Here is a 21157-nt window from a genome sequence, read left to right on the forward strand (position 1 = left end):
TCGCAAGGTGCCATTTTGCCTGAATGGTGACAACTTTTACGCAGGAAACAATGCAAATTGGGACAAGGTTCACTCCCCCAATCTCCTCGTGGCCTGCCGGAAATTGCCTCAGGTGGTTAAGGCCGGGACACCCCGGCCAGCCTGAGACTACTCGCCGATAACGGATAGCAGGTAGTCTTCGTCTACTACTGGTACGCCTATTTTCTCTGCTTTTGCCAGTTTTGATCCAGCTTTTGCCCCGGCACATAGGGTTGTGACATTCTTGCTTACACTAGAGGCGACCCGACAACCTTTGGCGGCTAGCTTGGTCTCTGCCTCGGATCGTGTCATGGAGGTGAAGGTGCCGGTTAATACCCATACTTGCCCTTCTAAAGAATCGCCCTCGGCAGCCGCTTTTGTGCTCTTTTCAGGCCAAACTACACCGGCATAACGCAAGCGAGCTATTTCCTGTTGAAATGAGGGTTCGCGGAAGGCGTTGTAGGCCAGCTCAGCCATAACAGGGCCGAACAACTCAACGTCGAGCAGCTGTTCTTGTGTTGCTGCAAAAATAGCGTGGAGGTCGTTGTCAAAATGCTTTGTCAGCTCCCGGCAGGCACTGCGACCGACTTCGCGGATGTTTTGTGCGGCCAAAACTTTGTCCAGCGTGGTCTCACGGCTTGCTTCAATACCTTTTTTCAACTTGAGCGCGGACTTTTCTCCCATGCCGGGGAGTTCAGCAACGGCGCTGAAACATAGGTAGTAGAGATCGCTGGGCTTCTGTATGAAATTTGCCTCATAGAGCTGCTCTACAAGCTTTTCCCCAAGCCCGTCAATGTCCATTAGATCACGTCTTGCAAAACGCTTAATGAGAGCTACAGCCTGTGCTGGGCAACGTGTGCCGCCCGTGCAACGATAAGCAACGTGGCCACTATCCTGTACGACGGTGCTTCCGCAGGATGGGCATTCCGTAGGAGCAGATATGGTTTGGCGGTCAAGTGGTCGGGACAAAACTGAGGTCACTTTAGGAATAACGTCGGCTGCTCTTGAGACCACGACCCTATCTCCGATCGCAAGATCAAGGCGTCGTATCTCATTAAGATTATGGAGAGTCGAGTTGGAAATGGTTACTCCACCCACATGCACGGGGGAAAGTCTTGCTACTGGCGTCAAAATTCCGCTGGCACCTACTTGCCAGTCTACGATTTCAAGCGTTGTTTCTTTCTCGTCAGCTGGAAATTTGCGAGCTATAGCCCACTTTGGGGCGCGAGACACGAACCCAAGTCTTTCCTGGTGAGCGATTGAGTCGATCTTAAAAACAACGCCGTCAATTTCTTCGTTCATTGATTCGCGACGGGCATAAATCGCATCGCTGTACTTGCCTAGTCCGGCTGGTGTGATTCGTTGGACGGCGGTGTGAACAGGAAATCCTAATGTTGTGATGAATCCGAGCCGTCCTGAGTGGGTATCCGGTAATTCACTTGAGCATTCTGCTATGGCGTATGCGTAGAAATCCAAAGGACGTTTGGCAGCTTTTTGAGAGTCAAGCTGGCGAAGAGTCCCGGCAGCTGCATTACGGCAATTGGCGAACGTGCGGAACTCGCCACCTGATGCCTGAGCTTTGGCGTTTAGCTTCGAGAAGATGTGTTTTTTCATGACCACTTCGCCGCGGACTTCAAGAATCGCTGGAGCACTATCATCCAGCTCAACGGGGATGCTATGAATGGTTTTTATGTTGTGGGTGACATCTTCTCCCGTTTGCCCATCCCCGCGAGTCGCGGCATAGGCCAGTTTACGGTTGACGTAGTATAAGCTCACAGCTAGACCGTCCAGCTTTGGCTCAGCGATTATGTGGGAATAGATATTTAATCCAGCTTTAGTGAAGAAATCCTCTTGCTCTTGGTCGGTATAGACGTTGTTCAATGAGAGCATGGGTGTCTTGTGTCGGATTTGGACAAAGCCTTCTAGACGATCTCCGCCGATGCGCTGCGTAGGGCTGTTGGGGTTGATGAACTCAGGGTGAAGCTCTTCGAGAGCTTTCAGCTCATTGAAGGTCGCGTCGTATTTGTTATCACAAACCGTTGGGGCATCAAGGGTGTAATATTCTCGCGCCCAGTGAATGAGTGTTGAAGATAGCGTTGCCATTGATGCTTCAGGCGAGATGGCCGATAGATCGAGTGCGTGGTTCATTATAAATTCCTCATGTAGTTAGTTTCGGCTGCTCTGCTGCGGCCTTACTACCAACATCTCATGGCTTTTTAAACCAGCAACCCTATAAGCACAGGGTTTTTGATAATTTTTATTTTAATTTGGTGTGTATAGAAAACGGGGTTTTTTCTATACATTTAGAAATAGGCACAAAGCTTTCTTCCCCAATTCTTCCCGATATGAAAATCTAAAAGTTAAAACTGATGTTTTTCAGAAATACATGGGAAAGGAACCGTCAGATATACAAATCCATTTGACAAAAATTAGTATCGATGTGGCTGGCAGTGAACACGAATATATCTGTGTGGCGGACACCCGCATCAGGGATGGCGCTAGATTAATTTGCACAATAAAAGTACAAAATGGTGAACACAAATCGTTCGGCATGATCACTGAATAATCTCCATTTAAATTCCCTTACTATCGGAATTGGGAGGCAGATTTCGACGATAACTTTCCCGGCAATCAGGACTGTGTGATATAGGAAGTTAACAAGCGATTATAGCTTGACCTATAAAAGCGTGATGCCAGGATGTCTAGGGGTGGGTAGTTACACTGTTAGTTTTTGATATGTTTACTGAATCAGCATAGGCGTAAAAAATACAAATTAAATTAAACCCACTCTTTTACTCTCGCGTTATTAATCTGCGTACCCACTGCTCGTGCAGACAGCTCAACGCTTGCACCAAGCACGGCGGCAAGCTCCTCCTCTACCGATATTGAATGATCCAACCATTGCGTAATGCGATCCACAGAAAGCATAACCGGCATACGATTGTGGTATCGGGAGAAGTTATCATTTGCAGGTTGCGTCAAAATCGAAACAGATAGCAATTCATCACGCCACGTCTCCCAGATGGCGGCGAGAGCTAGTGGTTGGTTCTGTCCCTCAAAGTAATAGGGCTGCTTCTTATCCGCTTCACGCTTCCATTCTACGAAGCCACTTACCGGTACAATTCCTCTGCGGTATTTGAGCGGGCCTTTATACGCTCGGCTGCTGGCGATTGTTTCGATGCGTGCATTGAACATCGCAAACTTTGTACTGGGGCCATCTGACCAGCTCGGCACTAGCCACCAACGCATGGGGCTAATTGTTAGTTGGTCTTCCCAGTAATGGACGACGGGTATCGCTTCGGTGGGGGCCACATTGGGTGTGTCTGGCAGCGTAAAGTGATCTAAATTCAGCTCATGGAGCAGATTCTGAGTTTTGGCTTCCGGTCTGACAAATATTCTTCCGCACATAATTCAATCACTTAACCCCGATTTCCGAGTTTTGCCGTTTATCCAGTATTGACCATATTACCTATCAAATATAATACTGTATATAAACCCAGTATAAAGCGCCACGTTTTGGATTGAAGTATGAGCCTTTCATTTATCCACGAAAATCGGATTCCCGTATGCGTCTGCTGTCGTCGCACCCTGCCCTTATTCCTTAGTCATGTGCCAGCTGGCTTTCCTAGCCCCGCATCGGAGTACATTGAGGAAAAAATTGACCTGAATAAACACCTAATCAGCCATCCCTCAGCAAGCTATCTGGTGCGTGCTAATGGCGCCTCTATGATTGAGCTAGGCATATTCAACGGTGATTTATTATTGGTAGATAGCTCGCTTACCGCGCGCCAAGGTGACGTAGTAATCGCGGCATTGGACGGGCAGCTCACCTGTAAGGTGCTTGATATTCAAGGGCGCCGCTTGCTACCTGCCAATCGCCGAGAAAAGCCCATCATGCTACCCGAGGACCCAGACCTGATTATTGAGGGCGTTGTTCCTGCGCACATCCGCTATCACCGCCGCTGGCCTTGGTAGTGATATGTTTGCCTTAGTAGACTGCAATTCGTTTTACGCATCGTGTGAGCAGATTTTTCGGCCAGACCTGCGCGGCAAGCCCGTTGTTGTGCTCAGTAACAATGATGGGTTTGTCGTCGCTCGCAGCAAGGAAGCCAAAGACTTAAACATTCCAGATTTAACACTGTACATCAAAGTCGCGCCCATTTTACGTAAACACAAGGTGGCGGTGTTTAGCAGCAACTATCCGCTATACGGTGATATGTCTTCTAGGGTGATGAGTATCCTGAGGGAGTATTCCCCACAAGTTGAAGTGTATTCCATTGATGAGATGTTCCTCGAACTTGAGGGAATGAACGAAGACCTCACCCCCTTTGGCCAAACGATTAAAAAGCGTATATGGAAGGAAACCCGTCTTCCAGTCTGTGTTGGCTTTGGTAGTACAAAGACCTTAGCCAAGGTCGCCAATCACGGCGCCAAGAAAATACCCGCGTTGAATGGCGTTTGCTGGATACAACGTGACGATCAGCGTCAGTGGCTTCTACAACGAATGCCGGTGAATAAGGTGTGGGGTATTGGTTCACGTATACAACGTAAGCTGAATGAGCTGGACATTAACACCGCATGGGATCTTGCCACGGCAGATGCCCGTCGTTTGCGCCGGCGTTTCAGTGTGAATTTAGAGCGCACGATCGCAGAGCTGAATGGCGAAGCATGTTATGCGTTGGAGGAAGTTCCACCCGCCAAAAAGCAGATTTATTGTACGAGGGGTTTTGGCGTTAAAGCGGTTTCATTGCCACCGATTATTGAAGCTATTTCACTATACGCTAGTCGCGCAGCGGAGAAGCTAAGAGAGCAGTCGCATCTAGCAACAACACTGCATGTTTTCATTCAAACCAGCCCCTACGACCGGCAATACTATAGTCGCAGTACGGTTGTGCAATTGCCTTATCCCACCGACGATACCCGCATTATTTCGCGGTATGCGCAGTACGCCGCTAAGTCGCTTTACCTAGAAGGTTATAGTTACCTCAAAGCTGGCGTCGGTATTATCGAAATGGTGGATCGCAAGTTTCTGCAAAGCGATTTGTTTTCCAGTGGCCAGGCTGGTGACACTGACAAATTGATGAGCCTGCTTGATGGTATCAATCGACGATTTGGTAGAGACACATTACAGCTTGCTGGCGAAGGTGTTCAAAAAAAGTGGTACATGCGGCAGGCTTATCGGTCACCGTCCTATACTACGCGTATTTCAGACTTGCCCATCGTGAATATTTAATGAAGTTAAATTCTCAGACCTACCATTACGTAAATCAATCAGAGGTCTTGCAGGTAAAAACACAGGAAATGTGTGAATCTATAATTCTTTTAACGCTAAAATCAATATAAAAACTGTTTCTTTGTGAGTCATGTTTTACAGAGCATTGGGCAATCCCGCTTAACGATAACAGCCCAGTCATGTAACACATTTCATATTTATTTTGGGGCATATCAATCACGCAATGCCGATCATCTTTGAATTCTTGGGTTACAACTTCTAAGTTAGGGACAAAGGGTACTGTTCGGGTAGAGCATTTACCCTTGGTGCTCATATGACCTTCAAAGCTCTGGAATATAGGCCCAGAAATAGCTGAATGAGGGATGAATAAAATTAAAAAAATGAGAGTTTGTTGCTTCACGTTGTCTTCCTTTCAACTATTTTAACTTTTTATAAGCATCTCGTACTAATTTTTGCTCTGGAGAAAGCTCTGGTTTCGATGGTGATTGCATGACTACCTTTTTCCATGTTGGGTTTGGATAGCTTGTCTTTTGTTCGGGGTATCTTTTCAGCCCTTGAGTCCAGCCCCTTTCATAATCGTTCCAATCTTGTGAGCTCTTAGGGAATGGGTTGTGGTAGGAATCAGGGTGACGCAAATAGTCATTGCGTCCGAGTTCGTATGCGTCGCTATGTACTGCCATTTTCCCTTCCTTGCTGTCTATGTGCGGTTGAATACTGCCAGTGTACCTAAAAAAATTGAAAATGCCTGTTGAGGTGGCTTAAACCGGTGTTTCAACGGCCGGTTTGGGCAGCGGTGGTGATTTAAAATGGTCTCTCAATCATGATGTGCGAGAAAAGAATGCCGAAGGCCCTATTTTTCGATCCCCACAAAACAGACGCTCGCGCGCAAGAAGCGATTCAGTTGGTAGATGACGTCGTGAGCTTTTTAACCAGTGCGCAGATGTACCTGTCGCCGGTAGTTGCCGCCGATCTAGAGCGCCAATATGTGCGGGGATTTACTGATCCAATCCCTGGTGAGTCCTACATTGCCTCCTGGACATCCATTTTGGAGATGTTCGATCTGCCGCAAATAAACCTCTGCAATGGCAAGTTCGTCGGATCTAAGTCTGAGAGGCTAGCTCTGGCCTTGGAGTTCAGGTCTCGGCGGGGCGCGTTTGTACGGGAGTGTAGAATATTGCGGCTTGAGCATGGCCTACCAACAAAAGTGTAATCCACCAGGATCGATAATGGCGGTACCGGATGTCAGCACGTAAAGGTTGTCAATTTATACCCTACCTGACGAGGAGACCTGACACAGAAGGCGCTCTGCTCTACCCCTGTGCCACCACCTCATTCTGTGGTTCCTATACTTAAATTTCGGTTTCTCCCGAAAGCCTGCGCCCCATGCAACTGTTCGCCCAAGCCCGTGCGCGGGCCGAGGAAACAGGAGGAAAATTAAGGAAAGAAAAGGAAAAAATAGGCTGGCCAGGGTGGGGATCACTGCGAGGGTTGGAGGTGCTACTGGGGGTTGGGTATACCTTTTCAGGTAGGGTATAAATTGCAGGTTTAGACATAGTTAAAATAGCGGGAATGTCCGAGTAAGACCTGAAAAATAATCTATAAAAATAGCCCTTTAATTGCCTTTCTTGGGGTTGCTGGTTTTGGAATCCGTGTGATTCTGGATGTACCAACACACACCAAAAGCATCAAAAGGAAATCTAAAATGGAAACGAATATCTCACTCGGTAATTTAAGAATGTCACCCAAAAACGTTCGCGTTGTGTCAGCGAATAAGGAGCTAGATAAGCGGCTGATCGCCTCTCTAGCTGCGCATGGGGTTCTACAGAATCTCGTGGTTATCCCTGTAGAGGGAGAGGAAGACTTTTTCGAGGTCGTGGCCGGTGGGCGGCGACTCGCGGCTCTCAATATTCTTCTGAATGAAGGCAGCATTGCCAACGATTACCCTGTGCCCTGTAAAATTAAAGATGCCGCCAATGCGACTGAATACAGCATTGCCGAGAACATGAAAGCCGATATGCACCCTGCGGATTTGTTTATTTCATTCAAGTCGCTGATTGACCAAGGCCGCACGGCCAAAGATATTTCTGTCCGGTTTGGACGGTCACAAAAGGATGTGAAGCAAATTTTACGGCTCGCGGATGTGTCCCCCCTGATTTTTGAAGCCTACCGGAAAGATGAAATCGACCTCGATGTGGTTATGGCATTCACCGTGACCGACGATCTTGATAAGCAGGAATCGGTTTACCGCGATATGGCTGGTCGCTACATGAACGCGCACAGCGTGAAATCTCGACTGGTGAATACGTCGCTGACGGATAAATCAGCCGTGGCACGATTTGTCTCGATCAAAGCCTATGAAAAAGAAGGCGGATCGGTGAGCTGCGATCTGTTTGACGAGGTGAAGTACATCGATGACGCTGAGCTAATGGAAAGATTGGCCACGGAGAAAATGACCGGCATTGCAGAGGTAGTCAAAGGTGAGGGCTGGAAGTGGGTTGAAACTACCCTGACAAGCTGGATGGATGTTCGTGCGCAGCGCACAGATGGCGAGCTGAAGGATGTCCCAGCTGAACTAACTCAAAAGCTGGATACGGCTAAATCGGAGTTGGAAGCACTTTCAAAAGCAGTCTACGACGAGGAAGACGAAGATAAGCTCGATGCTCTTTGGGAAAAAGAATCCGAGTTGGAACAGGCCGTAGAAACCCTAGAAGAAGAACTCAACAACTATCGGGTTTTCACGGATGAACAGAAAGCTATTTCCGGTGCGGTTATCACTCTCTCCGGCAACGGAACACCCGACATCACGTATGGCTACGTTCGTGCAGGAGACATGCCCAAGCCTGCAAACTTAGCAGGATCACATTCAGTCGCGTCCACAGAGTTGGAAACTGATCCTGATGACGGCATCACTTTGAGTAATGCGCTGCGCACAGATTTGGCGAATTACGAATTGCTGTCGATCCGAAGTGTTTTAATGTCCAAGCCGGATTTGTGTTTTGATTTGAGCGCATTCACTCTCGCAAAATCTGTGCTGAGTTTCGGGTATTACTCTCGCGCTTCCAGCTTATCGATCAATATCGCTGAAATGTCGGCAACTAAGGACATTGAAGAAACAAAAGCGGCTAAGGCGATCTTTGAGGCGAAGGAAAAGTTAAACCTTTCATGGCTGGATGGTGAGTCCGACCTGGATATGTTTACTAATTTTCAAATGTTAAGCCGGACAGACAAGAAAGCAATTCATGCCTTTTGTGTCGCCGCGTCGCTAACCTCCAGTGGTAACGATATTGTCCAAAGTCTAGCAGAGCAAATGAAGTTCAATCTGGCCGATCACTGGCAACCGACCAAAGAGAACTATTTCAACCGGATTAAGAAGGACGACATCCTGCTAATTGCGAAAGACCTCAAAGGCGAGGAGTTTGCCACGCAGTACGGTGGTGCTAAGAAGGGGGATTTGGCTGGACTGGTGGCTGAACTGGACGAAGTGAAGGGCTGGGTGCCGCAGGCGATGCACTGAAATAAAGGGATCACGGGCTATGCGTCGGGGGGCTCCCTCGGCGCTTTTCTCAGTATCAATAAAGTGCAATTTATCGGCAGTTAAGTGGTGTTTATACTCTATAAATATAGGGATAAATGCTAAAATATGGGCTTGCTTAATGTGTCTTACAGGGACAGTGAAAGCTGAATCCGCAAAGCCGCTTCAGGGAGGTAATATGTCAACCGAGAATCGCGCAGACCCCGCCAATGTTATGTTGCTACGCGGTGTCTACCACCGCCTGCTTGAAGCCCAATCGCGGGCAATAACCACGATCATGGACGACGCCCGTGGCGATGACCCTTACCCTTGCTTTGCCCCCCTCCCCTCTGGCCAGCATAGCTGGGAGGCTCGATTTGCCCTTGCCAATTCGATTAAGGATGTCTTCGATGCAATTCCAAGCGATGGCCAAAAACTGCCCTCAGGGTTGCTTTGCGCTTCCCCTGAAAGTATTGAGGCGATCACCGAATTAAACAATGCCAAAACAGCCCTGCAAGCTGCCGTCGCTACAATTAAATCGTCTGGGTCGGACGATAAAGAGAAAGTGAATCAGCGGGTGCAAGAGCTTAAACGGACAATGAAAGAAGTCGGGTTTGCGGCTGCTGATCTGAAGCGGGTGTACGCGAAAATCCGCATCTTGGGGTCGGACATTTATCGAGTGGGCTGGACTTGGGGGGTGAATCACCGCACCTATAAGCCTATTGATACCGAAGTTCTTGAGCGCCGATTGCAGGGTCTGGAAAGGGACGATCCAGCCGCTGCGGAATTGGCTAGGACTCGCTTGATTAGCTTTGATGAACCGCGCCCCGCCACGCTTTTCGCGCTGCCAGATCAGCTGAGGGTAAATTACGGCTATATCGTGGATGGAAAGCGAAAGAACAAGGGATTGCCGGTTTCTGGTGTCGTGGTCGTACAGCAAAAGGCGCTGCCAAAGATCAAATGGAGGGATCGCGATTCCCATAAAACTCAGGAAAATCCCAGAGAGCCGAAAGGGGGGTTTCGCAAGGAACTGCTGCCGGGATGGGGGGTGTACTACGATGCAAGCCGACCACTTTGATAAAGAAATCTATGGCCGAAAAGCAAAGTGCTTCGGGCGCAATGCAGCTTTGACCGTCGAATCCACTCCTCTCCTAGTCCAAGGGGTTGCCGCTGGCTCTACCGTCAACCTGGAGCTGGCAAGAAGGTCAGGAGAAGGTTTCGACTGGAAGGGGAAGTTGGTCATTCAGCTCAGTGAAGACGAGCTGGCCGCATTTGCCTGTGTACTGCTGGGGTATTTGCCGAAATTCAAGTTTTCTCGCCCCGGTAAAGGGATTGAAGTTGAACGCCAGCCGGAGAGGATATTTATCAAAGGCACTGCTGGTGCCGGTCTTATTTACGCCCTTCCGCTCCCTGCGGGACGGGTTTTCGCTGTGTCCACGCTGGTCATTGGTCAGCTTCAGGCACATTTTGATACAGCCGACACACAAGTCGTTCTCGCGTCACTTCGCGGAGCGGCAGGATTATTGAGGACTAATACATAATGGAATATTCGCCACTGTTTCGATCGTACCCCCTGGACGAGGAAGTGCTGAGCCAAGAGGTTCGCGCCGGGATGTCCACCCTGGTTCACACAACAACACTACCATTCGCTTTCGCGATTCTTGATTCCCGAAGAATTGGTGGCAATGACCCTACCAGTCAGGCTTCTTTTGGAGTGAAACACCTACCAAGAGTGGATCTTGCCCGTTATCAAGAGGCCTCGTTGTACTTTGATTGGCTCGGTGCCCACGAGGTTATGGAGTCTGGCGATTGGCTGGATTATAGCTACTGGCCGTGTCCGCCAGAAAGCGAGACCGCGTATCACATCAAAACTCAGGAAGCGCTTTCTGACGGGTATTGGCAGTCCAACGTCTATAAAGCAGATAAAAGCTTGGTTTTCAGGGAGGCTCGCCTAGTCGCGGATCAACCCCAGAAGTTCGGAAAATGGCAAGACCGCCTGCCCAACTCACTGCTATCCATGATCGATTCCGACTATGCTGAATACAAAAAGCGGCTAGGAATCGTCGATGAGTTAAATTCTCATCATGGATTGAACGTCTCTGTGTGTTCGGATGCTTTTGATTGGCCAGTCGCACCGGGTGCCAAATGAGAGCTGCCCCAAAGTATTCCTACACGATCCACTCTATTGGTGGGAAATCAGTGGTGTCGATCATTGACCTGTATTCCGACGAAGAGCCCTCTATGACTGTTACCAATGGTGCAGAAGTCGTATTGAAAGAGATTGTTGCGGGTGAGAAGAGATCCTTCAGTTACGCAATTTACAGGGACAGCTCTGGACACTGGGACAGGGTGCTGTTGGGTGAAAGTGGCGGATTTATAGGCTTCGCTCCAATACTCCCAGGTTACAACCAAATCTCGAATGAGCGTGAAGCATTGGAGCTGCTGGCCGTCCAGTGGGTTGAGGGTCAGGTAAGGCATTAGTCAAAGCAAACATTTGAAAGTTTACAAAAAATTGGGGGCGGCCGGTTGACCCAACCTTAGCAGTATTAGCCCTTCCATCTCGGTATCGTTGGCTTTCGTACTCAAGGAAGCACACGGCATGAACTTCTCCAAATTTCTCCACACCGTCACCCTCGTCGCGCTCGTCTTACTAGGAACCCAAGTCTACTTCCAGAATGGCAGGATTTTAGCTCTTGAGCAGTCACCTAGCATGGAGGAAACCATTAGTTCCGCTATCGCCCAGGCTCGTAAAGATGAATATCGCCAAAGGGCCAAAGATAGACTTTCCGGGCTGCGCGAGGCCGCAAAGTTGGCTCCGGAGTACAGCGAAGATGGACTTTTGTATGGCCCAGAAGATGCCCGGTTCTCAATCGCAGTTTTCACGGATATTGAATGCCCTTATTGCCGGCAAATGCACGGTGAGGTGAAGCGCGTGGTGGATTCTTCCAATGGCGCCGTGAACTGGAAAATCCTCCATTTCCCACTCAGCATTCATAATCCGGCTGCAGCTATAGAAGCTCAAGCACTGGAATGTGTAAAGGAAAGCTACGGCAACAGAACAGCGTGGGCCTTCCTTGATGCCATGATCGCGGGCACGGCCGGCAACGGGAAAGGCATCGAAAACCTTCCTGAATTCGGATCAGAAATGGGGCTAAGCAGCCAGGTAATTAAAAATTGCCTGGCATCTGATGCAAACAAGGAGAAAATCAATAGCGACTTTCAGCGGGGTGTGACTGCCGGAATCACCGGAACACCTGCTATGCTTATAACCGACAACAGCTCGGGCAAGTCGTCCCTGGTTCGGCAAATGCAGAACGCGCAATCCATCGCACAGGAGATCCAAAAGCTGATTCAACAATAGTTTCAGTGACGAGGGACGGTGTGAAAAGAAATTGGGAGCAAGAGCTTACTCGGGTGATCAACGCGGTTTTACTGGCCGCGTTTAGCTATTCAATCTGGTTGACTGTGTTGCCGCTGATAATTCCACCGGCATCGGCTATTTTTGGAGGAGTGGCCCTTATGATAGGCATCGGAGCTGCCCTGTTTTCAGCGGATTTCAGCAATTTCAAGGCCGTACCCGCATTCAAGCCTTTACTGGTCGGCGGCCTGATACTTCCTTTCTGGCCAATAGCTCGAATATTCGTGATGCCGTTAGTAAATCGGAAATAATGGCAGAACTAGAAAAGATGCAAGTAATAGAAATTTACTCATAGGCTGAAGCGGTTGCTATGTTCCTTGCTTTTTGTGCCTGAACCCAACCTCTTTCTTCTGGACGACGCAACCGCTTCCGGCTGGCATTAGCAGGACTCTGGTGCCGCCATCCTCAAATGCTGCTATGTTTTTATTTAGATCGGTCTTATATTTTGCGTCATTAAGAAAACCCTCTTTGGATGTTGCTATGCAGGACTTTGGTGAGAACCAAGTGCGTGTATACACGTAACTACACTCCCCATCCGGAGTGGGTGTGACAGTGAAATCAACGAGCTGGTCGCCATCGCTAAACGTGATTTCCATGCTTACATTGAATGGCTGTTTGTCTGGCTGGGAGGTAGCCCATGATGCCCAGCTACCGTAATTATTTCCTTCCCCAAAAAATTTCTCCAGTGCGGAGACTGTTGATAGGCATGCCTTGAACTGAGCGTTCTTTGCTATGCCTGTGATCTGCGGATCAGTCGCTGCTACTACGGTTGTTGCGACAAGAAACAAACCTCCCAAAAGCAAACTCTTCATAACGCCCTCTTTGTAGTTTAGAAAATCGCTTGTGTTTGAATTACGATGATAAGTTCAATTAATTAGAAAGAGCATCGGATAACTGTTACCACCTATCAAAGCGAAGGATAAATTCTTTCAACTGAACTATATTTGGTTAGCAGATCAAGGTACTGGTTTCTTGCCGTCTCACTGAGGCCTATTTCTGCGCCCTTTTCATAGATTCTAGTGACAGCCTCGTGAAAACTGCTGTCCACATACCCCTCATATCGTGCGTCTGCCAAAGTGGTGCGAATGGCCTCTCTGAGTACCGTCAGCCCATTATTCAGATCTGCCGCTGAGTCGGATAACCAAAATCCAATCCTGTATTGGCAGGGGGCAAAGCCGGCGGACGCACAGACATTGAGGTGTCCCATTGCTTGCTCCGCTGTCGCTTTTCCGAGATTGGCCAGATAATCAACGCTCATAGGTATCGAACCCTGAGGATCTGCCGCTTGCTCAATTAGGCGAGCGACATAGAACTCGGCCATGTAGCTGCTAGCCGGCCAGTATCCTTTAGAAGCAGCTTCATTGAGTAACTGGACTGCAGCTAGATCAGCGTTCGGAATTGGGCTATCTGCAAATAAGAGAAGCAAAGCAGAATTAACAAGCGTATCAATACGTTTATCCCCTTCTGCGAATTTTGTGGCCCAATACTCCGGGGTGGCGTCCACAATGTATGGGACGCCAATTTTCTGTTCTTGGAAGGTCATGTCATGTCGAGTTCTCTCCATGCCTATTGCAAGGAGCAGGCGCTGAAGTACTGGATTGTCGGTGTTTAACCCGTCGCCAAAAATTGCTTTCACCTCCTCTATACTCACATTTGGTGCGGTGTCGGCCGGGCTTGAGGCATAAAGATCACATGACGCGGCTGATATTGATGCCGCCAAGATTCCTATGGCGATGTATTTACGAACTGTCACGCTAACTCCTTAATCTGAAAAGTAACCTCGACGCTCTACCTTCAACTCTCTCCATACAGGGAGAAACCGTTCTACAACCTGGCTGCGGTTGCGTATCGCTCGGATCTTGATGGTAGGCTGGTCATTGTCAGAGGTTTCCATGACGATCGATGCAAGGCCAAACAGTGCAAGAAGTCCTGCAGGGGGGCTTTTGACATCTTTTACATCGCTGATTTCACAAAATAGCTCTTGCCTAAAAATCTTGGTGATGCCTCTAACTTCTTTGATTTTATTGTGCGTAATAGTCGTATGCGTGTAGCGGATTGCTAGATAGGCGTACAACATGCTGATTGCCGCTACGATGTGAACGCCGGTTGTTGACCAGGCAATGATAAGATCCACAAGCGGAGGGTACTGGGTGGCCATTCCGTCGTCCCACATGGACTTGAAGATTAGAATGGCTACCGAGATACCGCCCCACCACAAATAAGTAGGGAGGTTGACGATTTGCGAAGGTTTCCCTTCCCATAGTATGGATTCATCCGTGTATTCGGCGCTCTTGGGCGCACCTGTCTCTTCTATCGCGTCTCGATCACTCATCGTTTCAGGCTGCTTTAGTGAGGTTTAGAAGGGTTGTAACCGCATCGGCCGGGTCAAAATAATAATCCCGTTTTTGGGAAAAAGACTGAGGGAGGAAGCGGCAATTGACTAGAACAAAGTGGTGATCAACGGTACACCCTTCTGGTGCCTGGATGTCGTGATCTTCTTGTTGATCCACCAATATCAGCCGATCAACTATTTGCCCGGACTGCATAATCTGATTGATTATTCGTGAGGGGGCTGTAGCAAGATGTAAGTTGTCGAGTACCACAGTCTCAGCAGGGTTACCAAGTGATATGTTGTCCCGGCCCTTACACTCATAAAGAGTGTAGGAGTGCAACGCTTCCAACACCCCGTAAATCAGCCTATCTGGGTATTCGCCAGGGGCATCTGTTACTCTCAAAATCTGCATAGAACACCTATTGCTGACCAAGAAGTGGTTTGTCGTCGGTCGTTTCATGATGAAGTAAAACTGGATGGTCACTTGGCTGGCGATCGGAGAGATTTCCGGCATAGATCTCGATCAATCGGATCAGGGTAATCCCCTCTTCGGCCGCTAGTGCAACCATTTCGCTGTACGCTTCGGACGGAGAGTTGGATAGGGTTTCAAGCTGATACCGCTTCAAATCGCTGGAGAACACGTCAGCGTTGTATATTTTTTTCCGCTTTCCATTGCTGAACCGCCCCTGTATCACCACTTAGAACCTCGACATCTGAATTTGAGTGCTGAGGTGATAGTACAAAAGCTAGGATTGGAATTGGGTAAGATTGGGGCAGAGAGCTCTGCCCCAATCTTGGCTTAGCAAGAATCGACAAATTCTTCGGTGATGTGCAGCTGATACATTAAGTTCGCTGCTGATGCTAGGCGCCGTGGGTCTTTCAGCCAGTCTTTCAATTCACCTCGACATGCGACATCCCGGAGGTTGTCCGCGATAGACGCCGAAATACAGGGGTTCAAGCCAGCGTAGGCATCAAGTTTTGAGAGATCCATCGTGACCAGAACTCGCTCAAGCTCAGCCCGGCCACGGTCAAGCACCCTTTTATCATGTCTAAATAGCACCGAAATTGGCATCGCATCGACAAGAAATCGAGCTACAAGCAATATTGATGTTTTGCCTCTTCCAATGTACTCAAAAAGCAACACGGAGGTCGCGAGAAGGAATATCTCACCGGGAACCAATCCAGCATTGTCTGCATGATTGGCCATCACTAGGAGTGAGCCATTAAAGGCGAAAAATAGACCTAGAGATGCAACCAGGCTCAACATCCTTGCGCGGGATGAGGAGAGCCCTTTAAACGTGACTGAATCGAGATTAATGTTCAGATTGTTGTCTATCACGGAAACCGCCTTTTGCTGTCTGTTTTAGATAGCATTACACGGTTTTTCTATCCAGCAACCCCCTCCCCCGGTCGTCCAATGATAACAACAATCCTTTTTCATCCCTTGGGTCGTCTCAAAAGGAAAGCCAGTTCAAAACGGAAGCTAATCACCTATCATCGGCATTGCAAAACCAGTTTTCGCCATAAGAATTGGTGCGACTCAAATGGCCATCCTCACTGCGTAAGTCTAACCAGCAGCCATTGCTGAAATTGACAGAAAAGCCTTTTGATTCTTTTATTTGACAACGTAATTGAACTTTTCCCTCGGATTGAATTTCCCTAAAATAATTACTCATTATTAGCCCATCCTCGACATCTCTTTATTTTGTGTCGATTCACCCATAAGCTGACCACTTTGGCCACCTTATTGTAAAACCACTTTTATCGTACGCTAGGAGCGACCGCTCTTGGTGAGCAGTCGGCAGCTTTGCATGAAGTGCGGCTATCACCCTGAAGCGGCCCTATTAAATCAGTTAATTTTGAAGGACTATTTCAGGAAAGCAGTCATTCGACAGGCTTGTCGCAAGAGCCTGTCTTTCTGCTCACCTTATTCCAGTTTGATCAAGTCCATACCGGCTTTGAAACGGCCAAATTAAATAATGTGTGTGTATCCATAATTCTAATTGGGCACGTTGTTGGTGAGCCTAACGCTCGCACCATGGATAGAAAAAGAGTAGTTTTGGAATCCCATGCACGCGTTTGATAACGTGATCATGCAACAGACTTCACGAGATTTTCTGGATATATTGCTTTGCCATCTTTTACGCTTTGAATCCAGGCTTCAGATAGTGCACTAGCGAGAGCACCCTCTTTGATTCGCGAAAATTCACTGGCCACCTTCTCAGCCAATATTTCATCATAAGGTTTAATGACAAAAAATAGACAAGCAGAAAAAACTCTCTGCAACATGATCATTGCTGTATGACCCCGACAAATTCTTGAACAAATTAAGACGTCAGACCCATTCACAATAGGAATGTAGGCTCTAAATTCTTGATGAAAATGAGTGGCAACGACGTTATCTTTATCTAACTTCCATCTGTCTATGTCTATGTGTATTTCCTCCTCATCAAAAATAAAATCTTGCCACCCAACAGTTCCTGAAGGATATGTACATTTTTCCATTTTTTTAGCTGCCAACGTAATGGCCCACGCGCACGGCGGCATTTTCTTCCTCTCGTAATAATTCAAAGAAGGCAGGCATGGCATCCCGCACAGCCTCTTTACTTGGCGGGGTGTGCATGGAACGTCGGATAAACACGGGAGCATTTCGATAACCAGCCAAATCGGCAGGCTTGTGAATACCAGCGGTTACACCCGGCGCAATTTGCCGCTTGCAGGCTATAGCCATATTCAGGATTCTCGCATAGATTTTTCAGGTCTATATATGCCTTAAGCAGCGAACGGACTATTAGTGGGATTGCGACACTTTTCTCAACTTTAAACTGATTAAATAAGGCATCTGAATATTCGACCACGGAACAGTAGAGATAAACCATACTCCTATGCCAAGTATGTTTCTTATCGAATTTAATGTACTCAAAGTGATCTAGTGCTTTGGTTATTTGGTCTCGGAATTCTTCCATTGTAAGGCACCTAACGCCCCCATGAAGCGCCGCCGAAGGCGGTCGCTTGGATGAGTTTGTTATATTAAAATTGCACATACTCACCTGCCAAGCATTTTAAATAACTAACTAATGACATAGCTTTTGGAGATCCGAGGTATGCACTTAGAACAGATGTGTAGCTAATGATTGCCAGTGCCATGAAAAGCATGACAAAGCCATTTCTCAAACACTGATATGCAACTTCATTACGGACTTGCTTTATAAGATTTACATTCTCTTGCCCTATAAGAGCCTTTATGCCCTCAACTCTTTCATTACTTGCTTTTAAGCACTCATACCTACTTCCATAACCATAAGTTGGCATCAATTTGAAAGCCGATAATGAAACCAAGCCACCAATTAGCATGTATAAAGATGAAATACTTAAAAAGGCAATAACTATTGGCTTTAACTCATGGTCAGGTAATAATTTAGCAATTGTAGTTGCTGCTACGCCGATTATTGTGAGGCATAAACTTAAGCCAAGGTTGAATTTTGAAGTTTTATCATCAATCTGTTTTGATCTTGAGTGCTCTTCTTTCAACCTGCTATCTACAATGGCTTTATCTAATTCATAAAAGAAAGCATGCTCCTCGGACATATAATTAGTGGCATCTGAGAGCTTGCGTTTTTCTAATCTATATAGATAGATAAAAGGAAAAGGTACGCTGAGGACCCCTTTTAGGTTTTCCATAATCTTCATCTTGATAGAGCGTCTGCGATATGTTTTTCTATTGCTCTCTTTTCATTTGAAAGCCAGCCCCATTCACCAGTGGGATTAATTTCAATAAAGTAATACTCTCCATTACTTTCTATAAAATCAATAGCTCCAAAATTTAAATTCAGTCTCTTCATAAATAACTTGCAGATTTTCACTAGTTCGTCAGGTAGTGGAATGTCTGTATATTCTATGTGCTCTCTTTTTGTAAGTCTCCAGTCATCATCTATTCCCGCTCCATTAGATGTTATTTTTACCGCGAAAATATCATTTTCTATTACCGTAACTCTAATATCTGTTTTTTTATTAACATAATACTGAACTATTAATGGCGCTGAATTAACGTTACCTTTTATAAGTTCTGATGCTTCAACATTAGAAGTATAGGTAAATAAACAGTCGTCACCATCCATTAGCAATACAGTGTCTAAAGATTTAACTATAATTTTGGTGTCTAGTATTTTTGAGTTTTTGAAACTATTCCCAACTTCAGTCACCGGAACTTTAAAGCCAACTTCTGATGCTATCATTAGCTGATACGGCTTTGATTCTGCCGCATAAGTACTTGCTGGCCAATTCATCCAATATGAATCTTCAAATAGCATTAAACTTCTTAAAAAAGCTGACCATTGTGATCTGGACAACTGCTCTTCGAGATTTAAGGCATTCGCAGGAGTGTTTCTTAAGAAAACTGCTTGTCGAAACCAAATTGATTTAACTTTTGTTATTTCCCTATCGATGCCTTCCCCTGAGATATGAAACTCTTTTTTTACTGGATTTATATTTATTTCGTATTGGCTAAGATTTTCTTTGTTGATTCGCAAGTAATCAACATTTCTTTTCTCTAGCTCTTGAATCACCAGGTCTACTGAGAAGTCATATATGCTTGATACAATAAGGCAGGTTCCACTCATTCTCCTTTCTGATCCTCGCCCGTTTCCACATCACATTTCTTCGTAGCTTGTGTCCCAAATTTTGATGTATGGCTTACTAAAGGCTTGTTTTCATACATCCAAATTCCTCTTTTGTGATCAAACACACTACCTTTTGGCATTTCAGGTTTTTGTTGGAAAGGTTTTCTCTTTGCGAATTTTATTAAGAGATGATTTTGCACGAATTCTCCTTATGAATATAACGAGGCTGTAGATTTTCTGATTTAGCAGAACGCATGATTCCTCGCGCCTCAAAATCTTGCTTATTTTCGGATTTCTTCACAACGCTTCCTGCTCCTTTGGATTTCTATCAGCCGCTTCGTTTTGTTCTGAGGCACCACTTTGAGCTGTAAATGGCCCTTGTTCCGCCTAATATAACCCGATTCGACCATAGCGGGAGAGCTTCTCAATATTGTGGACTAAACAATACAACTGCCACTGTCCTTGAACCTTGTCTTTGCCCCTCAGCGAGAAGCGGTTCAAGCCTTTGTTGGTACCGATGTTACCAAATACTGGCTCCACTACAGACATCCGGTGACTGTAGATCAGTTTGCCCTTGGCACTGTCGACCCGCTTTTTCATCCAGTCTGTCGCCGTCTTGCCACTATCAATAGTGAAGGCCACTTGGCGACCGTGGCCATGCCGTGTATCGGCTGATGCTGGGTTGCGCATGCAGTCAGTCTTAATTGGGCAATGGCGACAGTCGGTGAGCCTGCCCTCAAAGCTGAGCTTGAGTTTGCCGCCGGTGGTAGTGCCTTCGCTGTGCAGCCACATCTCTTTTCCTGTCGGGCAATGGCAGGTTTTCTTTGTAATATTGAGAGTAAACTCGCTGGCCGGAATGACTGACTTCTGGCCTTTCACTGTGTCCCGATGGCGCTTCCCGTACTTGGCTTTCTGATCTTTGAATTTTGGATCACGCTGACGGAATTGATTGTCGGGGATGTAGGCGTTAATCCGGTTCTTCTTCAGGAATTCGTTATTGGCTTCATTCGCAAAGCCAGTGTCAGCGGTGATGACCAAGCCTTTTCCGTAGATGGAGGCATTGATGTTTAAGCGCTCGAAGCGGTTCTCGACTCTGCCTAGAACAGGCTTGAGTGTATGGTGCTCCTGACCTTCGCCAAAGGCTTGGGCATCCACAATGATCTGGTGCTTTTTATCTACGGTGGCTACTCCGTTATAGCCTTGGATCGTGCCTTTGCTGGTCAGCATTTTGGCGGATTGGTTGTCGGTGATATTACTTTTTACTTCCTTTGGCCGTTGTCCTTGCCCCATCCTTGGGGCTGCTGTCTTTAGGAAATCGTTGATTTTCTTATACTGCTTGAACAGGGTATTGGCGGCCTGCTCGGCCCGTTGCTGGCGCACCTTCTCGTTGGGTTTACGTGCATCCAGGCGCTGATGCTCTTTGATGTGGTGCTGAATCTGTTTGCGGAGTTTGGCGGATTTCTGTGCGAGTTCGTCAAAAGTACCTGAGTGCTCTTTCGCCGCATTGGACGACATTTTGCACCCGTCGATGGCAAGCAACTCCAAACCCAGCAAGCCTTGCTGGTCACAGACCAGCAGAACCTCCTCAAACACCGCTTCAATGGCATCGGGGTAGTTGCTAACAAAACTGGCAATAAGCGTGAAGTGGGGTACCGAATCGCAGGACAGCGCCTTAAAGATAATATTGTGCTCGCACTGCCACTGGATTTCCCGACTGGAAGTGATCCCCTTGGAATAAGCAAAGAGGATAATCTTGAGCAGCACTGCCGGGTCGTAGGCCTTGCGACCACCTTCGTCATTGTTGTACTTGTCGTAGAAGACTGACAGATCGATATGATTTTCTATGAGATGGTGCAGCGTAAACTCGAAGGTACCAGGCTGAATTTGCTCGGCAAAATTGATCACAACCATCGCATCTTGGTTGTAGTTGTAAGGCTTGAACTTGGGCATGTCATCACTCCCTGATCAGATGCCTGATTTTAGCAAAAAACACTGGTTTTTAAGAGAAAATCTACAGCCTCAACGC

General features: G+C 47.2%; 25 protein-coding genes. 10 read left to right on the forward strand and 15 right to left on the reverse strand.

What is annotated here, in order from left to right:
- Positions 1 to 147: 147 nt before the first annotated feature.
- Positions 148 to 2166, reverse strand: coding sequence for an NAD-dependent DNA ligase LigA (gene ligA, locus C0068_RS11030; RefSeq protein WP_103684549.1), 2019 nt, complete (start codon positions 2164 to 2166; stop codon positions 148 to 150).
- A gap of 630 nt (positions 2167 to 2796) precedes the next feature.
- The gene (locus C0068_RS11035; protein WP_103684550.1) at positions 2797 to 3426 is read right to left on the reverse strand and encodes an SOS response-associated peptidase; all 630 of its coding nucleotides are present in this window, start codon (positions 3424 to 3426) and stop codon (positions 2797 to 2799) included.
- Between the two features lie 120 nt (positions 3427 to 3546).
- Here C0068_RS11035 and umuD point away from each other — a divergent pair, with 120 nt between their 5' ends.
- Positions 3547 to 3993, forward strand: a complete 447-nt coding sequence (umuD, locus tag C0068_RS11040) for a translesion error-prone DNA polymerase V autoproteolytic subunit (protein ID WP_103684551.1) — start codon at positions 3547 to 3549, stop codon at positions 3991 to 3993.
- Positions 3994 to 3997: 4 nt separating this feature from the next.
- Positions 3998 to 5251, forward strand: a complete 1254-nt coding sequence (locus C0068_RS11045; RefSeq protein WP_103684552.1) for a Y-family DNA polymerase — start codon at positions 3998 to 4000, stop codon at positions 5249 to 5251.
- A 34-nt stretch (positions 5252 to 5285) separates the two neighbouring features.
- On the opposite strand, the gene C0068_RS11050 is transcribed toward C0068_RS11045, so the two are convergent.
- Both C0068_RS11050 and C0068_RS11055 read right to left on the reverse strand, forming a co-directional pair.
- Positions 5286 to 5651 (reverse strand): hypothetical protein, encoded by a 366-nt coding sequence (locus C0068_RS11050; protein ID WP_103684553.1) that lies wholly within the window; start codon positions 5649 to 5651, stop codon positions 5286 to 5288.
- Positions 5652 to 5667: 16 nt separating this feature from the next.
- Positions 5668 to 5931, reverse strand: coding sequence for a hypothetical protein (locus C0068_RS11055; protein ID WP_103684554.1), 264 nt, complete (start codon positions 5929 to 5931; stop codon positions 5668 to 5670).
- 158 nt (positions 5932 to 6089) lie between these two features.
- Here C0068_RS11055 and C0068_RS11060 point away from each other — a divergent pair, with 158 nt between their 5' ends.
- From C0068_RS11060 to C0068_RS11095, 8 genes are all read left to right on the forward strand, one after another.
- Complete coding sequence (locus C0068_RS11060; protein ID WP_146047879.1) at positions 6090 to 6461, forward strand: hypothetical protein; 372 nt, start codon at positions 6090 to 6092, stop codon at positions 6459 to 6461.
- Between the two features lie 492 nt (positions 6462 to 6953).
- The gene (locus tag C0068_RS11065; RefSeq protein WP_103684556.1) at positions 6954 to 8765 is read left to right on the forward strand and encodes a ParB/RepB/Spo0J family partition protein; all 1812 of its coding nucleotides are present in this window, start codon (positions 6954 to 6956) and stop codon (positions 8763 to 8765) included.
- A 196-nt stretch (positions 8766 to 8961) separates the two neighbouring features.
- Positions 8962 to 9840, forward strand: coding sequence for a hypothetical protein (locus C0068_RS11070; RefSeq protein WP_103684557.1), 879 nt, complete (start codon positions 8962 to 8964; stop codon positions 9838 to 9840).
- Complete coding sequence (locus tag C0068_RS11075) at positions 9821 to 10303, forward strand: hypothetical protein (protein WP_103684558.1); 483 nt, start codon at positions 9821 to 9823, stop codon at positions 10301 to 10303. Before C0068_RS11070 ends, C0068_RS11075 begins: the two co-directional genes overlap by 20 nt.
- A gap of 173 nt (positions 10304 to 10476) precedes the next feature.
- Positions 10477 to 10911, forward strand: coding sequence for a hypothetical protein (locus C0068_RS11080; RefSeq protein WP_146047880.1), 435 nt, complete (start codon positions 10477 to 10479; stop codon positions 10909 to 10911).
- Positions 10912 to 11003: 92 nt separating this feature from the next.
- A complete protein-coding gene (locus tag C0068_RS11085; protein ID WP_146047881.1) occupies positions 11004 to 11243 on the forward strand; it encodes a hypothetical protein in 240 nt (79 codons plus the stop codon).
- A 118-nt stretch (positions 11244 to 11361) separates the two neighbouring features.
- Positions 11362 to 12123 (forward strand): DsbA family protein, encoded by a 762-nt coding sequence (locus C0068_RS11090; RefSeq protein ID WP_103684561.1) that lies wholly within the window; start codon positions 11362 to 11364, stop codon positions 12121 to 12123.
- 20 nt (positions 12124 to 12143) lie between these two features.
- Entirely contained in the window at positions 12144 to 12431 is a 288-nt protein-coding gene (locus C0068_RS11095; protein ID WP_146047882.1) for a hypothetical protein, read from the forward strand.
- Between the two features lie 57 nt (positions 12432 to 12488).
- Here C0068_RS11095 and C0068_RS11100 read toward each other — a convergent pair whose 3' ends face one another.
- The 11 genes from C0068_RS11100 to C0068_RS11160 all read right to left on the reverse strand — a co-directional run bounded on the left by C0068_RS11100 (position 12489) and on the right by C0068_RS11160 (position 21081).
- On the reverse strand, positions 12489 to 12992 hold the full coding sequence (locus tag C0068_RS11100; protein ID WP_103684563.1) for a hypothetical protein: 504 nt from the start codon (positions 12990 to 12992) through the stop codon (positions 12489 to 12491).
- Positions 12993 to 13087: 95 nt separating this feature from the next.
- Positions 13088 to 13933, reverse strand: coding sequence for a hypothetical protein (locus tag C0068_RS11105; protein WP_103684564.1), 846 nt, complete (start codon positions 13931 to 13933; stop codon positions 13088 to 13090).
- A 9-nt stretch (positions 13934 to 13942) separates the two neighbouring features.
- Positions 13943 to 14512, reverse strand: a complete 570-nt coding sequence (locus C0068_RS11110) for a YdbT family protein (protein ID WP_103684565.1) — start codon at positions 14510 to 14512, stop codon at positions 13943 to 13945.
- Between the two features lie 4 nt (positions 14513 to 14516).
- Positions 14517 to 15026, reverse strand: coding sequence for a hypothetical protein (locus tag C0068_RS11115; protein ID WP_146047883.1), 510 nt, complete (start codon positions 15024 to 15026; stop codon positions 14517 to 14519).
- A gap of 285 nt (positions 15027 to 15311) precedes the next feature.
- The gene (locus C0068_RS11125) at positions 15312 to 15851 is read right to left on the reverse strand and encodes a hypothetical protein (RefSeq protein ID WP_103684568.1); all 540 of its coding nucleotides are present in this window, start codon (positions 15849 to 15851) and stop codon (positions 15312 to 15314) included.
- A 752-nt stretch (positions 15852 to 16603) separates the two neighbouring features.
- The gene (locus C0068_RS11135; RefSeq protein WP_146047884.1) at positions 16604 to 17032 is read right to left on the reverse strand and encodes a hypothetical protein; all 429 of its coding nucleotides are present in this window, start codon (positions 17030 to 17032) and stop codon (positions 16604 to 16606) included.
- The gene (locus C0068_RS11140) at positions 17022 to 17243 is read right to left on the reverse strand and encodes a hypothetical protein (protein ID WP_199176159.1); all 222 of its coding nucleotides are present in this window, start codon (positions 17241 to 17243) and stop codon (positions 17022 to 17024) included. Before C0068_RS11140 ends, C0068_RS11135 begins: the two co-directional genes overlap by 11 nt.
- A 299-nt stretch (positions 17244 to 17542) precedes the next feature.
- Positions 17543 to 18193: a hypothetical protein gene (locus C0068_RS11145; RefSeq protein ID WP_146047885.1), complete on the reverse strand. Its 651-nt coding sequence runs from the start codon at positions 18191 to 18193 to the stop codon at positions 17543 to 17545.
- A gap of 5 nt (positions 18194 to 18198) precedes the next feature.
- Complete coding sequence (locus C0068_RS11150) at positions 18199 to 19131, reverse strand: MvdC/MvdD family ATP grasp protein (RefSeq protein WP_103684572.1); 933 nt, start codon at positions 19129 to 19131, stop codon at positions 18199 to 18201.
- Complete coding sequence (locus tag C0068_RS11155; protein WP_103684573.1) at positions 19128 to 19331, reverse strand: hypothetical protein; 204 nt, start codon at positions 19329 to 19331, stop codon at positions 19128 to 19130. The genes C0068_RS11150 and C0068_RS11155 overlap by 4 nt, the downstream gene beginning before the upstream one ends.
- A gap of 187 nt (positions 19332 to 19518) precedes the next feature.
- Entirely contained in the window at positions 19519 to 21081 is a 1563-nt protein-coding gene (locus tag C0068_RS11160; protein WP_103682677.1) for a transposase, read from the reverse strand.
- Between the last annotated feature and the right edge of the window lie 76 nt (positions 21082 to 21157).

Source organism: Zhongshania marina (genome assembly GCF_002915595.1).
Classification (GTDB): domain Bacteria; phylum Pseudomonadota; class Gammaproteobacteria; order Pseudomonadales; family Spongiibacteraceae; genus Spongiibacter; species Spongiibacter marinus_B.